We start from the raw sequence: 14,051 nt of genomic DNA, 5'->3' as shown, positions 1-14,051 counted from the left end.
ATCCATGCCTGTTTCTGCAATTGCCGGCCTGACCCTGCTGGTACTGGGCGAAAGCCACTTGAGCTTCCCGGACCATTTGCTGGACCCGCTGCAAGCCAACCTCACCGCGCAAGGCGCCAAGGTTCACACCATCGGTGCCTGCGGTGCCGGTGCCGCCGACTGGATCGTGCCGAAGAAAGTCGACTGTGGAGCCGAGCAATTGCCCGGCGGCAAGCCTCAGGTGTTCGGCAAAAACGCCATGAGCACCACGCCGGTCAAGGACCTGATCGCCAAGGACAAGCCGGACCTCGTCGTGATCATCATCGGCGACACCATGGCCTCTTACCCTGATCCGCAGTTCCCGAAAGTTTGGGCGTGGAAGAGTGTGACTTCGCTGACAAAGGCTGTCAGCGAAACCGGCACCAAATGCGTGTGGGTCGGCCCGGCGTGGGGCAAGGTCGGCAGCATGTATAAGAAGGATGACGCGCGTACCAAGCTGATGTCGCAATTTCTCGCGACCAACGTGGCGCCGTGCACCTATATCGATTCGCTGACCTTCTCCAAGCCAGGCGAATGGATCACCACTGACGGTCAGCATTTCACCATCGATGGCTACCAGAAGTGGGCCAAGGCCATTGGCGGTGCACTGTCGACATTGCCGGCAGACGCTGTGAAGGGAGCCAAGTGATGATGCGCATCACCCTGGGTCTTGCGACCTTGCTCGCCAGCGTCAGTGCCTGGAGCGCCGACATTCCGCTGTACCCCACCGGGCCGGAAAAGGACTCGGCGTTCCTGCGTTTTGCCAATGGTACTGACAGCGAATTGAAACTGGTCGCCGAAGGTTCCAAGGCCAGCCTGGTATTGGCGGGTGACAAGCGAGTTTCCGATTACCTGCCTGTGTCGGGCGGCAGTGCGCCCATTAAGGGCGTGTTGAGCCAGGGCGGCAAGACCGCCGACCTGGCGGTCACTGTGGCCCCGGGCGAATTCGCGACGGTGGTGGCGGTGGCTGATGCCAAGGGCGGTCTTCGCCAGGTGGTGATCCATGAGCAACCGGACGACTTCAACGCCTTGAAAGCCTCCCTGGCCTTTATCAACGCCGACGCCGCGTGCGCCGACGCCAGCCTGGAAGCCGTGGCGCAAAAAGCCGAGCTGTTCAAGAAGGTGGCTGAAGGTGCGGTGCAGCGCCGCATGATCAACCCGGTGGAGCTGTCGGTGCAGCTCAAGTGCGCCGGTGCGTCGGTCGGCCAACCACTGACCTTCAGCCTCAAGGCAGGCGAGCGCTACAGCGTATTGGCACTGCCATCCGCAACGGGCTCACGGTTGTTGTTCGCGCCTGATTCGCTCGCTAACTGATCGGGCCCGACACCACCATGGTCTTTGCCTCACTCGAATTTCTCACGCTGTTCCTGCCGGCCTTCCTGTTGATTTATGCCCTGGCTCGTCCGAGCTGGCGCAATGTCATCCTGTTGATCGGCAGCTGGTTGTTCTATGGCTGGCTGAGCCCGCTGTTCCTGTTCCTGCACATGGTGTTGACCGTGGTGGCATGGGTCGGCGGCCTGCTGGTGGACCGCTCCCGTGAGGACGGCAAAGGCCGGGTGCGCCTGTTGATTGCGTTGATCGTGTTCAACACGGCGGTGCTGTGTTGGTACAAGTACGCCAACATCGTCGCCGGCACCGTGAGCGAGGTGATCACCTGGTACGGCGCCATGCCGCTGGATTGGCAGCGCGTGGCCTTGCCGGCCGGTCTGTCGTTCATCGTGTTGCAGGCGATTTCCTACCTGGTGGACGTGCACCGTCATACGGTGCCGGTGGAGCGCAGCTTCATCAATTACGCCACGTACATTTCGATGTTCGGTCACTCGATTGCAGGCCCGATCATTCGTTACGACTGGGTCCGTCGCGAGCTGAACCAGCGTTATTTCAACTGGCCGAACTTCTCTCTGGGCGCGCGTCGCTTCATGATCGGCATGGGCATGAAAGTGCTGGTGGCTGACACCTTGTCGCCGTTGGTGGACATTGCCTTCCACCTCGAAAACCCGAGTCTGGTGGATGCATGGGTCGGTTGCCTGGCCTATTCGCTGCAACTGTTCTTCGACTTCGCCGGCTACAGCGCCATGGCTATCGGCCTGGGCCTGATGCTGGGCTTTCACTTCCCGGAAAACTTCAACCGGCCGTACCTGGCCAGCAGCATCCAGGACTTCTGGCGTCGTTGGCACTTGTCGTTGTCCAGTTGGTTGCGCGACTACCTGTATATCGCCCTGGGCGGTAACCGCGACGGCGTGTGGCGCACCTATCGCAACCTGTTCCTGACCATGGCGATCGCCGGGTTGTGGCACGGCGGCGACAGCTGGAACTACCTGTTGTGGGGGGCGGCACATGGTATCGCGCTGTGTGTGGATCGCGCCTGGTCGCGGTCGAGCCTGCCGCGCATTCCGCCGGTGCTGTCGCACATCCTGACGCTGCTGTTTGTGTGCCTGGCCTGGACCTTGTTCCGCGCGCCGGACTTCCATTCGGCACTGACCATGTACGCCGGCCAGTTCGGTATGCATGGCGTGGCCCTGGGTGACGCAATGGCCGTGGCCATGCGCCCGGCCCACGGCATGGCGGCGTTGCTGGGCCTGGTGTGCATCATTGCGCCGATCTGGCAGGTGCGTTGCGAGCAGCGTTTCGGTACCCAACCCTGGTTTGTGGTGGCTGCTTCGTTGTGGCCGGTGGCCGGGTTTTTGTTGTCGTTCGCGCTGATCGCCAGCCGCGACGCTGTACCGTTTCTGTACTTTCAGTTCTAAGGACGCCCGACCATGCCCGCTCCTACCGCGCCGACTCCTCCGAGCGATTTGGCCGTTCGCACCAGCCCCCTGGCGGCCTGGGTGCTGGTGCCCTTCCTGGCGGCGGGGCTGCTGTCCTGTGCCTGGCTGATGGTGAAGGGGCCGATCAGCTTCTTGCCCGCCAAGATCGACAGCGACATGCTGCTGCACGGTGAGTTGACCCACCGTTTCGCCAAGGAACTGGCCAAGGCGCCGATGGCGATCCAGGCTGCCGACCTGGAGCGTGGGACCAGTTGGCTGGCGTTCGGCGACACCGGGCCGCGTGTGCGCCAGGGTTGCCCAGGCTGGCTGTTTATCAGCGATGAACTGCGCATCAACCGCCATGCCGAGGCCAATGCACAGACCAAGGCCCAGGCGGTGATCGCCTTGCAGCAGCAACTGGGCAAAAAGGGCATCGACCTGCAAGTGGTGGTGGTGCCGGACAAGAGCCGTATCGCCGCCGCCCAACGTTGCGGTCTGTACCGTCCTGCGGCGCTTGATGGCCGCATCCAGGCTTGGACCGCCACGTTGCAGGCGGCTGGCGTATCAGCACTCGACCTGACCGACACCCTTAAGCCGCTGGGCCCGGAAGCGTACCTGCGTACCGACACCCACTGGAGCGAAATCGGCTCAAACGCGGGGGCCAAGGCCCTGGTACAACGCATCCGGCAACGTGGCATCCAGGCCACGCCCGAGCAAGCCTTCGAGATTACCCAGGCGCCGCTCGCCGTGCGCCCGGGAGACCTGGTGCGCCTGGCCGGTCTCGACTGGTTGCCACCCAAGTTGCAGCCGCCAGGGGAATCGGTCGCGGCCAGTTCCGCTCACGAAAGCGGCGGTGCCACCAGCAGTGCCGATGACCTGTTCGGCGACGCCGGCCTGCCCAATGTGGCGCTGATCGGTACCTCGTTCTCGCGCAATTCGAACTTTGTGGGCTTCCTGCAAAAAGCTCTGAATGCGCCGGTAGGCAATTTCAGCAAGGATGGCGGCGAATTTTCCGGCGCGGCCAAGGCGTACTTCGACAGCCCGGCGTTCCGGCAAACCCCGCCTAAGTTGTTGATCTGGGAGATTCCAGAGCGCGACCTGCAAACGCCGTATGACATCATCACGCTTGGTCAGTAATTTGACGGCTTGCCGTCTGTCTAAAAAATAAACAGCGAAAGGATCAAAATAATGACACCTTGGCGAGCTTGAAGCAGACTGCTCGCACAAGGGCGACCACAAAAAGACCTGCGGTAAGCAGTCGTATCAGCTGACCTTTTCACGTCTTTAAGCTTCGCCGTGATGAGGATTGCGCTATGAGCTTCACCGACGGTCTTCTGGTTCTGCTGGGCAAAGACGTCAGCCTCGATCCCCAAGGGCTGAATGCGCGAATGCACTTTTTCGGCAGCGTCCCCGTGGATGACGGCACCCCGTTTCCTCCACCAACTTCCGGTGTCAATGAGCAGTCCCATCCGTTGAATAAGGCTGCGCGGCATCCGTGTGTGGTTGCGTTGGTGTCGGTCAATGGTGGGGTCGGACGAAGCACCTTGGCGGCGGCCTTGAGCAGTGGCTTACAGCGCCATGGCGAGTCGGTGGTAGCGGTGGACCTGGACCCTCAGAACGCCTTGCGTTTGCACTTCGGGGTCAGCCCTTGCGTGCCGGGTATCGGCCTGACCAGTCTGCGACATGGGCAGTGGGAGAACATCCAGCAGCCCGGTTTTTTCGGCAGTCGCGTGCTCCCCTTTGGTGAAACCGACATGCAGCAACAGGAAGACCTGCAGCGCTGGCTCAAAAACGAGCCGGACTGGCTGGCCCAGCACCTCTCGACCATGGGCTTGAGTGCCCGGCATACGGTGATCATCGATACCCCCGCCGGTCATAACGTTTACTTTCATCAAGCCCTCAGCGTGGCCGATGTGGTGTTGGTGGTTGCGCAGCCTGACGCCGCTTCCCTGGGCACTCTGGACCAACTTAATGGGCTGCTGGCGCCCCACCTTGAGCGTGAGCGCCCGCCGCACGTTCACTTCTTGATCAACCAGCTGGACGAGGGCAATGCCTTCAGCCTGGATATGGTCGAGGCGTTCAAGCAGCGTCTGGGCGCGAAAGAGCCGCTGGAGGTGCACCGCGACACATCGATCAGTGAAGCGCTGGCATTCGGAACCGACCCATTGGACAGCCAGGCATTGGGCTTGGCTGCGGACGATATCAACGACCTTTGCCGACTACTGATTGCTCGCAAAAAATGTCTGTAAATGGCGGTTTAAAGGCTTAGCGCCAGATGCTTATGCACAATCGGTTGAATGCCTGGGTCATGAAACAACTTTTTTGTGGAGCCGTTCTCAACTCGCCGCAACTGCCTGTTTTACGTGCACTTTATTTTGTGAGTAAAAAATGAACAGCATGGCATTTGGGCTGTAGCGTAGGTGGATACAGGCTCCGTACAAAATTCATCAACAGAGTTATCCACAGGTTGGGGTGCGACAATTTTGCCCCCTAATCGCGCTCGGCGAGCACCAACAAGTTGCGCGGTGTCAGTGTCGTTTCGCAGAAGATCCCAACTTCTACCCTGTAGCCGTGCTCGGCCAAAAACAGTGCCCGATCCAGCACCAGCCATAACTCCAGCGGGCGCCGAAACAGACCACGCACCAGTTCCAGGTTTCTGACTTCGGCCAAGCGCTGCCAGCCATAGGCTTCCAACACCGGCCAATCCTGCTCATCTGTGGATAACCCTTTAACACCCGCCAGCTCCCGGCAGTAATCAGCAAAGGGTTTGTCCAGCCAGCTGGCGGGCAGGGACGGTGTGGGCAGGTAGTCGTCGCAGCCGCGTAACTGGCGTTGCAACTGATCGAAACCCAGGCGGCGGGCCATCGACATGTCCCGTTGCCGGCGCACGCGTTTACCCGCGGTGACGGTTTCGCTCAGCGGCAGGCCAAGGTCATCAACCGATAGTTGCAAACGTGAAGCACGGCCCGCATTGGAAAGCGGCTGGTAAGTCGACGCGTTGATGCGGTTATAGCAGCAGGGCGCCAGCGCCAGCTGTTTGCAGCCGACGGCACTGGCTACTTGCAGCAGACGCACGTGCAGGTCACCGCAGGCGTGCAGAGCGACAGGCGTGTGTTCGGGGCCGAGCGCCACATCGGCCATCACGTCTTGCAGGCGATGGGTGACGGGCAATCCATGCTGGTCGCTCAAGGCCTGGCCTGCCGCGATCAGCGCCGGGTCGTATTCCAGGCAGGTCAGCTGTTGGCCTGTGTGCAACAGGCGGCGGCCGAGGTGGCCCTTGCCGGCGCACCAGTCCAGCCAATGCCGGGGTGTTTGCGCAAAGACCAGCGCGGCACCGAAGGCTTCGATTTGCTGCCATTTGCGCCCGGGTACATCGACATTCAGGCGGTGCGCGGCGGGGTGCAGGGGATGCGTCGGTAACTTATCCACAGCACTGAGACGCAAGGCTTCGCGGGCCAGTGTGGGAAAAGGCGCTGGCGCCGGTAGGGTGTGGGGGTGGTTATGGCTGGTTTCTGCGTCGGACAACGAGCGTTGACGCAGCCACCGGGCCAGTTCCGGATGCTCGGTTTCCCAAGGCAATTGCCGATGAATAAAGGGCCGTGGTCGCCACAGCCCTTGGTGCTCGATCAGAAACGCATCCAGCGCCTTGAAGCGGGCTTCAACGTCCCTGGCAGGCATCGACGCGCAGCCAGCGTTCCAGCAGTTTGAAGCCGCGCACCAGCAGGAAGGAGATCAGCAGGTAGAACACGCCGGCGGTGAAGAACATCTCCACGGTGAGGTAGTTGCGCGCGATGATCGTCCTGGCCATGCCGGTCAGCTCCAGCAGGGTCACGGTGCTCGCCAGCGAGCTGGCCTTGAGCATCAGGATGACTTCGTTGCTGTAGGCCGGCAGCCCGATGCGCGCGGCCCGGGGCAGGATGATGTAGAACAGCGTCTTGGGCCTGGACATGCCCAACGCACGGGCTGCTTCGATTTCCCCCGGCGGAATGGCCTGGATGGCGCCCCGCAGGATCTCGGCGATATAGGCCGCCGTATGCAGCGTCATGGTGGCGGTGGCACACCAGAACGGGTCGCGCAGGTACGTCCACATGAAGCTTGAGCGGATGCTTTCGAATTGAGCCAGGCCGTAATAGACCAGGAACAATTGCACCAGCAGCGGCGTACCGCGAAAGAAAAAGATGTAGGCGTAGGGCAGGGCGCGCACAGACAGGTGCCTGGACGAGCGCGCGATACCCAGCGGGATGGCCAGGATCAGGCCGAGGATCACAGCGATGCTCACCAGTTCCAGGGTCAGGATGGCGCCCTGGATAAACTTCGGCAGCCACTTGATGATGACTTCCCATTCCATTACGTCGTCCTCACGAAGCCGCGGGCGGCGCGTTTTTCCAGGAAGTGCATAGCCACCATCGACAGCGACGTCAGGGCCAGGTAGATGAACGCGGCGACCATATAGAAGGTGAAAGGCTGTTTAGTGACGGTTACGGCGATCTGCGCATGGCGCATGATTTCTTCGAGGCCGATGACCGTGACCAGCGCGGTATCTTTCATCAGGATCAGGAACAGATTGCCCAGCCCCGGCAGGGCGATGCGCCACATCTGCGGCATGATCAATCGGGTAAAGATACGAAACTTCGACAGGCCCAGCGCCACACCCGCTTCGCGGTGGCCTTTGGGAATGGAGATGATCGCGCCACGCAGCACTTCCGTGGCGTAGGCGCCGAAACACAGGCCCAGCGCGATGACGCCAGCGGCAAAGGCGCTGAGGGACAGGTCGGGAATGTCGAGCAACTCACCCAGTGATCGCATGGCGTTGATCGTGCCGAAGTAAATCAGCAGCACCCACAGCAGTTCCGGCACACCGCGAACGATTGTCGAGTAAGTACCGCCCAGCCATTGCAACGGCTTGTACGGGGAAGTCTTGGCCAGGGCACCGGCGAGGCCGAGTACCAGCCCCAGGCATAATGCCGTGAGCGCCAGTTTGACGGTCATCAGCGCGCCGGCAGCGAGCGCCGGGCCGAATCCGTAGAGATCGAAATTCATGGTGTTTTCATATCGCGGCAGGCATTGCTGAAAGCCGGCGCGCTCAAAGGCGCGCGCCGGGCAGGCCGTTCAGATCATTCGATGCTGAACGGGAAGTACTTGTCGTTGATCTTCTTGTAGGTGCCGTCTGCCTTGATCTCTGCCAGGGCTTTGTTCAGGCGCTCGCGCAGGGGGTCGCCCTTGCGTACGGCGATCCCGATCTTGTCGCTCTCTACAACCGGGTCGCCCTTGAACTCGTAGGCCTGGCCGTCTTTGCTCTTGAGCCATTCGTACTGCACGTACTTGTCGGCGAGGATGCCGTCGAGGCGGCCGGACGTCAGGTCGAGGTAGGCGTTTTCCTGGGTGTCGTAGAGCTTGGCTTCGGTATCAGGCAGATTGTCTTCCAGGTACGTGCCGGCCAGCGTTGCGCGCTGTGCGCCGATGACCTTGCCCTTCAGGTAGCCGGCGTCAGTCTTGAAGTCTGCGGTGGCTTTAGGTGCGATGAACTGCAGCTTGTTGGAGTAGTACGGGTCGGTGAAGTCGACGGCTTGCTTGCGCTCGTCGGTGATCGACAGCGAGGACACCAGGAAGTCGAACTTCTTGGCATTCAGGGCAGGGATGATGCCGTCCCAGTCGGACACATACACGTCGCACTTCTCGACTTTCATCTTCGCGCACAGGGCGTCGCCGATGTCTTTGTCGAAGCCGACCACGTTGCCGCTGGCGTCTTTGTTGTTGAACGGCGGGTAGGCCGCTTCGATCCCCATGGTCAAGGTTTCTGCCATGGCCGTGGCGCTGAACGCCATCGAGACGGCCGCGGCCAGAAGGAATTTTTTATAGTTCTGCATGCATGTTGCTCCGTTAGCGGTTGCTGGACATGAATTGTTTGCAGCGCGCCGAAAGCGGGTTTTCAAACACCTGCTGTGGCGATCCTTGCTCTTCGATCAGGCCCTGGTGGAGGAACACCACTTCACTGGAGACCTGACGGGCGAAGCCCATTTCGTGGGTGACCAGCAGCATGGTGCGGCCTTCTTCGGCCAGCGCGCGGATCACATTAAGTACTTCCTGGACCATTTCCGGGTCAAGGGCTGAAGTGGGCTCGTCGAACAGGATGACCTTGGGCTGCATCGCCAGGGTGCGCGCGATGGCGGCCCGTTGTTGCTGGCCGCCGGACAATTGCGCGGGGTAGGCGTGGCGCTTGTCGGCGATGCCGACCTTGTCCAGCAGGGCTTCGGCCACTTCTATTGCCTCGGCCTTGCTTTGGCCGAGCACGCGACGAGGGGCCTCGATGATGTTGTCGAGGATGCTCATGTGTGGCCACAGGTTAAAGTTTTGAAACACAAAACCGATTTCGCTGCGCAGGCGGTTGATCTGCTTGCCGTCGGCGGCCATCAGCTCGCCGTTTTTCGCGGCCTTGAGCTTGAGTTCTTCGCCGGCCACGAGGATCTGGCCCTGGTGCGGGTTTTCCAGCAGGTTGATGCAGCGCAGGAACGTGGACTTGCCGGAACCGGAGGAACCCAGGATCGAGATCACATCGCCGTCGCGAGCGGTCAGCGAGATACCTTTGAGTACCTCCAGCTCACCATAGCGTTTATGCAAGTTGCGGATTTCAAGCGCGGGCGTGGCCTCGGCCATGTGGGGTCCTCATTGTGTTCATTGCGATCTTCGCTGTTGGGCCGCCTTCCTGGCGAGGCGCCAAGCTAGCATAGCGTCTTGATGGCGGCCAACAGCGCGGCGGGCGGTAAACGGGCGGTGTGCGGCAGGGTGTCGCATCGGTACAGCAGGGTGTCGCGCCATCAACAACCGAACAACCGTTTGAACCCGTGAATCCCGCAGGCTTCGCGTAAAAAAGGGCGCGATGGTGCCAGCTTTGGCCGGGTGTTGGAAGGGTTAAACGGGCAAACGGTACCTATCGGCCCTTTTATGGCGCGCCGTGTACTTTTTGTGTGTGCTTTTGGTGCGTTTGTTCGTGTTGAAAGTGAGTCGCACGGTAACGCTATAGCGAAATGCCATTGTTCTCAATGACTTGCGATGACTGTTGAATCGTCCTACAGGCCGCGTCAATCGCGGTCTTGTAACATTTTGGCGCAAATCTTGCGTAAAAAATAAAGAACGCCCTGTTGGTTTCTTTTCACGAGGAAGAGCCAAGGCCGGGCGGACCGTTTTCGCAATTCCTCGCAAAGGTGTGTCAATGAGTAGTACGCAAAGCTCCAATGACCTCGAACAGGGGCTCAAACCGCGTCACGTCACCATGCTGTCGATTGCCGGCGTCATTGGTGCCGGTTTGTTTGTCGGCTCCGGCCACGCGATTGCTGCCGCCGGCCCTGCGGTCCTGCTGGCGTATGCCGCAGCGGGTACGCTGGTGGTATTGGTGATGCGCATGCTGGCCGAAATGGCCGTGGCGTCGCCGGACACCGGTTCGTTCTCCACCTATGCCGACCGTGCGATCGGTCACTGGGCCGGTTTTACTATCGGCTGGCTGTACTGGTGGTTCTGGGTGCTGGTGATTCCGTTGGAAGCCAACGCCGCCGCGACCATTCTCCACGCCTGGTTCCCGGATGTGGCCATCTGGGCCTTCACACTGATCATCACCCTGCTGCTGACGGCCACCAATCTGTTCAGCGTGAAGAACTACGGTGAGTTCGAGTTCTGGTTTGCGTTGATCAAGGTCGTGGCGATCGTGGGCTTTGTGATCCTCGGCCTGGCGGCGATTTTCGGCTTCCTGCCGACCAGCCAGGTCAGCGGCGTTTCGCACCTTTTCGACACCCAAGGCTTTATGCCCAACGGCATGGGCGCGGTATTAGCGGCGATCCTGACCACCATGTTCTCCTTCATGGGCACCGAGATCGTCACCATCGCTGCGGCCGAATCGAAGAACCCGGGCCAGCAAATCACCAAGGCCACCAACTCGGTGATCTGGCGGATTGGCTTGTTCTACCTGTTGTCGATCTTCATCGTCGTGTCCCTGGTGCCTTGGAATGATCCGACCCTCGCGGCCGTAGGTTCCTACCAGACCGTGCTGGAACGCATGGGTATTCCGAACGCCAAGCTGATCGTCGACCTGGTGGTCTTGGTTGCCGTGACCAGCTGCCTGAACTCGGCGCTGTATACCGCTTCGCGCATGCTGTTCTCCCTGGGCCGTCGCGGCGATGCACCGGCCGTGGCCAAGCGCACCAACAAGAGCGGCACGCCTTACTGGGCGGTGTTGCTGTCCACTGGCGCGGCGTTCCTGGCGGTATTTGCCAACTACGTGGCACCGGCTGCGGTGTTCGAATTCCTGCTGGCCAGCTCCGGTGCCATCGCGCTGCTGGTGTACCTGGTGATTGCAGTGTCGCAACTGCGCATGCGTCAGAAACGCATGGCTGCGGGCGAGAAAATTGTCTTCAAGATGTGGCTGTTCCCAGGCCTGACCTACGCGGTGATGGTGTTTATCGTCGGCACGTTGACCATCATGCTGTTCCAGGAAGCGCACCGGGTCGAGATCATCGCGACTGGGGTCTTGAGCTTGCTGGTGGTGGCGGCGGGGTTGTTTGTGTCGAGCCGTCGCAAGGCGCAGAGAGCAGGCGCTGTGGTGCTGAATTGATGTGATGGAATGCGGTGCTTGATTGCGCCGCAGTTCAAATGTGGGAGGGGGCTTGCCCCCGATAGCGGTGCGTCAGTCGACATCTAATTGACTGATACCACGCTATCGCGGGCAAGCCCCCTCCCACATTTTGTTTTGCGTCAGTCTTGGGAGTTGGTGAGCGCCTGGGATGCGGCGACGTAATCGGCCTGGAACTGCGGCGATTCAATCCACGCCAGTGCGGCGGTTTCATCGTCGCTGTCCGTGGCCCACTGCCGATACTCGATCAGTGCCGCCAGGATAAAGTCGGTGGCTTCTTCTTCGCCTTCCTGCTCCAGCACCAGCGCGAGCAGGGGGTGGGCCAGGAATACCGCGCAGAGGGCCTGCTGGCTGGTCTCGCCGGCGGTGCGCATCTCGACGAACAGCTCGGTCAAATCCACCGACTCAAGGTCAATCCGGTCGTCATCGCCGGCAAACGCATCCGGCTTGCTCGCGACGGCGCGTTGGGTGCGGTTCTGCTTGGCCTTGGCCTTGGCCCGGTGGGCACGTTTTTGCTGCTTGTTCGGCGAGGCCATGGGCTCACGTCCTTGGGTCAGGATCTGGGTGGGGTATTGAAGCGCAGGTTGAGGGAAATCCCAAGGGTATCCGCCGTTAATTGGCCGTGTTGAAGCCATGTCAATGCAATCGGCCACAACCGATCCTGATACTCGCTGCGAAAGAACGCGAAATGTCCGATCTGTTTTTCGCCGATATCTTCCGGGGCGATGCGCAGATGGGTGCGCTCGCTGTTTGCGAAATAGCCCAGCAATCGCTCAATCGCCGCCACGGTGCCGAACGGGTCGTCGGTGATGCTGATCGCCAGCACCTGCGCCTTCACACGACTGAATGGCACGTCGGCCAGGGCACGCCCGCTGGGTCGCGTCTCATACCTGGGCGTTGGCGTGCTCCAGTCACGCACCACGCCTGCCGGCGTATCCTCCAACCAACCCAGGCGCTTGCCGGGGAAATACCCGCAGAGTGCCGTGACCAACGGCATCAGCACATGCCATTTGGCAAACATCTGCCAGCGTCCGGCGGCTGCGTAATCGCGCCAGTAGGCGAACTGCGCGCCCACGGTCACGATTCGCCGGATCACCGCGCCGGATGCGCTCAGCCCCGCCGCACAGCCGCCAAAACTGTGGCCGACCACATCAATCGGTTGGCCTGGAAACTCCCGCTGTGCCCGCAGCAGGATCGCTTCGAAATCCAGCGTGCCCCAATCCGACCACGACGCCTTGAAACCGCGCAACGAACCGCTGCGCGACTCGCCGATGCCGCGATAGTCGTAGGTGATCACGTCGAAGCCGTTGGCGAACAGGTAATCGGCGAACCGTGAGTAGTGGCGGCAGCGCACGGAGGTGGCGGCATTGATGATGACGACCGGGCGTCCAAGGTCGGTGCGCGGGTGGCGCCAGGTGAAGCCGCCGAGGGGGTGGCCGTCTGCGGCGGATTCGAGGAATGCTTCTTGGGTGGGGCGGGTTGGAAGGTTCATAGGTCCGCTCGATCCGTGCGCTTTGTGGTGCCTGGAGGCTCACGCGCTTTTTATAGGCAACCGAAATTAACAAATCTAGCGCGCCATGGGGGTGAAGATGGCCATGACGCTCGACCTTGGTCCTTTGGGTGCATAGGCTGACGATCTTTCGATTGATCTGAGCTCGACCATGACCCGCGACACCCTCGAACACAACCAGATCCCCCTCTACTTCGCCGCTGTCCTCCTGGCTGCCGCTTTCGGCCTGCTCGCGCCTTCGTTGGCCCATGGCCTCGGCGTGCTGGTCACGCCCGCCATTGCGGTGTTGATGTATGCGATGTTCCTGCAAATCCCTTTTCTGGATCTGCGCCAGAGCTTGAGTCACAAGCGCTTTCTGTCGGCGTTGCTGTTGGCCAATTTCATCCTCGTGCCGTTGCTGGTGTGGGTGTTGACCCGTGGCCTGGTGGAGCGCCCGGCGTTGCTGGTGGGCGCATTGCTGGTGTTGCTGACGCCGTGTATCGACTACGTGGTGGTGTTTACCCATATCGGTAAAGGCGATTCACGCTTGATGCTGGCGGCGACGCCGGTGCTGTTGTTGCTGCAGTTACTGCTGTTGCCGGTGTACCTGGGGTTGATGCTGGGGGCGCAGTCCGGGGTGGTGGTAGCGGTGGGGCCGTTTATAGAGGCGTTTGTATTGTTGATTGTGGTGCCGATGGTGCTGGCGGTGATCACTGCATCCCTGGCGCGCAGGTCGGCGGTTATCAATGCCTGGAACAATGCCTGGGCATGGTTGCCGGTGCCGGCGATGGCGGGGGTGTTGTTCGTGGTGATCGGTTCGCAGATCACTTCGGTGGTACGTGACATCAGCCTGCTGCTGCCGGTGATCCCGGTGTATATCGGCTTTCTGGTGCTGGCGCCGTTAATGGGGGCGCTGGCGTCGCGGCTGTTCGCGCTGCCGGCGGTTACGGCCCGGGCAGTGACGTTCAGCGCGTCGACACGGAATTCGCTGGTGGTGCTGCCCCTGGCGCTGGCCTTGCCCGACGATGTGCGTGGGCTGGCGGCGACGGCGGTGATCCTGCAAACCCTGGTCGAATTGGTGGGCGAGTTGATTTACGTGCGCCTGATCCCGAGGCTGGTGTGGCCTGCAGGTCGTTGAAATGTGAATGTTCAGGTTTGTTCAGGCGCTATTAGGGAT

The 14,051-nt window shown here is 61.0% G+C and carries 14 protein-coding genes; 7 read left to right on the top strand and 7 right to left on the bottom strand.

All coding sequences use genetic code 11. The annotated features are described in order from the left end of the window. Nucleotides 1-4: 4 nt before the first annotated feature. The 5 genes from HCF10_RS16355 (at nt 5) to bcsQ (ending at nt 5,014) form a co-directional block, all read left to right on the top strand. On the top strand, nt 5-667 hold the full coding sequence (locus tag HCF10_RS16355; RefSeq protein WP_167655952.1) for an SGNH/GDSL hydrolase family protein: 663 nt from the start codon (nt 5-7) through the stop codon (nt 665-667). Beyond that, nucleotides 667-1,332, top strand: coding sequence for an alginate O-acetyltransferase AlgF (locus tag HCF10_RS16350; RefSeq protein ID WP_167655951.1), 666 nt, complete (start codon nt 667-669; stop codon nt 1,330-1,332). The genes HCF10_RS16355 and HCF10_RS16350 overlap by 1 nt, the downstream gene beginning before the upstream one ends. Nucleotides 1,333-1,349: 17 nt before the next feature. Further along, nucleotides 1,350-2,765, top strand: a complete 1,416-nt coding sequence (locus HCF10_RS16345) for an MBOAT family O-acyltransferase (protein WP_131696933.1) — start codon at nt 1,350-1,352, stop codon at nt 2,763-2,765. Nucleotides 2,766-2,777: 12 nt separating this feature from the next. Beyond that, a complete protein-coding gene (locus HCF10_RS16340; protein WP_167655950.1) occupies nt 2,778-3,902 on the top strand; it encodes an alginate O-acetyltransferase AlgX-related protein in 1,125 nt (374 codons plus the stop codon). 176 nt (nt 3,903-4,078) lie between these two features. Then, on the top strand, nt 4,079-5,014 hold the full coding sequence (gene bcsQ / locus HCF10_RS16335; protein WP_167655949.1) for a cellulose biosynthesis protein BcsQ: 936 nt from the start codon (nt 4,079-4,081) through the stop codon (nt 5,012-5,014). A 241-nt stretch (nt 5,015-5,255) separates the two neighbouring features. Here bcsQ and HCF10_RS16330 read toward each other — a convergent pair whose 3' ends face one another. The 5 genes from HCF10_RS16330 to HCF10_RS16310 all read right to left on the bottom strand — a co-directional run bounded on the left by HCF10_RS16330 (nt 5,256) and on the right by HCF10_RS16310 (nt 9,419). Next, nucleotides 5,256-6,443 (bottom strand): methyltransferase, encoded by a 1,188-nt coding sequence (locus tag HCF10_RS16330; protein ID WP_167655948.1) that lies wholly within the window; start codon nt 6,441-6,443, stop codon nt 5,256-5,258. Continuing rightward, nucleotides 6,424-7,113 (bottom strand): ABC transporter permease, encoded by a 690-nt coding sequence (locus tag HCF10_RS16325; protein ID WP_131696929.1) that lies wholly within the window; start codon nt 7,111-7,113, stop codon nt 6,424-6,426. Before HCF10_RS16325 ends, HCF10_RS16330 begins: the two co-directional genes overlap by 20 nt. Next, nucleotides 7,113-7,805, bottom strand: coding sequence for an ABC transporter permease (locus HCF10_RS16320; protein WP_053140866.1), 693 nt, complete (start codon nt 7,803-7,805; stop codon nt 7,113-7,115). Before HCF10_RS16320 ends, HCF10_RS16325 begins: the two co-directional genes overlap by 1 nt. A 74-nt stretch (nt 7,806-7,879) precedes the next feature. Next, nucleotides 7,880-8,632 (bottom strand): ABC transporter substrate-binding protein, encoded by a 753-nt coding sequence (locus tag HCF10_RS16315; protein ID WP_167655947.1) that lies wholly within the window; start codon nt 8,630-8,632, stop codon nt 7,880-7,882. 13 nt (nt 8,633-8,645) lie between these two features. Beyond that, nucleotides 8,646-9,419, bottom strand: coding sequence for an ABC transporter ATP-binding protein (locus HCF10_RS16310; RefSeq protein WP_065925764.1), 774 nt, complete (start codon nt 9,417-9,419; stop codon nt 8,646-8,648). A gap of 556 nt (nt 9,420-9,975) precedes the next feature. Here HCF10_RS16310 and gabP point away from each other — a divergent pair. Next, complete coding sequence (gene gabP, locus HCF10_RS16305; protein WP_145335863.1) at nt 9,976-11,367, top strand: GABA permease; 1,392 nt, start codon at nt 9,976-9,978, stop codon at nt 11,365-11,367. 140 nt (nt 11,368-11,507) lie between these two features. Here gabP and HCF10_RS16300 read toward each other — a convergent pair whose 3' ends face one another. Next, complete coding sequence (locus HCF10_RS16300) at nt 11,508-11,921, bottom strand: hypothetical protein (protein WP_131696925.1); 414 nt, start codon at nt 11,919-11,921, stop codon at nt 11,508-11,510. Between the two features lie 17 nt (nt 11,922-11,938). Continuing rightward, a complete protein-coding gene (locus tag HCF10_RS16295) occupies nt 11,939-12,877 on the bottom strand; it encodes an alpha/beta hydrolase family protein (protein ID WP_167655946.1) in 939 nt (312 codons plus the stop codon). Nucleotides 12,878-13,046: 169 nt separating this feature from the next. Between HCF10_RS16295 and HCF10_RS16290 the strand changes: the two genes are divergently transcribed. After that, complete coding sequence (locus HCF10_RS16290; protein WP_167655945.1) at nt 13,047-14,012, top strand: arsenic resistance protein; 966 nt, start codon at nt 13,047-13,049, stop codon at nt 14,010-14,012. Nucleotides 14,013-14,051: the final 39 nt, after the last annotated feature.

It is taken from the genome of Pseudomonas sp. B14(2022), from assembly GCF_012030485.1.
GTDB lineage: Bacteria > Pseudomonadota > Gammaproteobacteria > Pseudomonadales > Pseudomonadaceae > Aquipseudomonas.
This window is presented reverse-complemented; position numbering and strand designations above follow the sequence as displayed.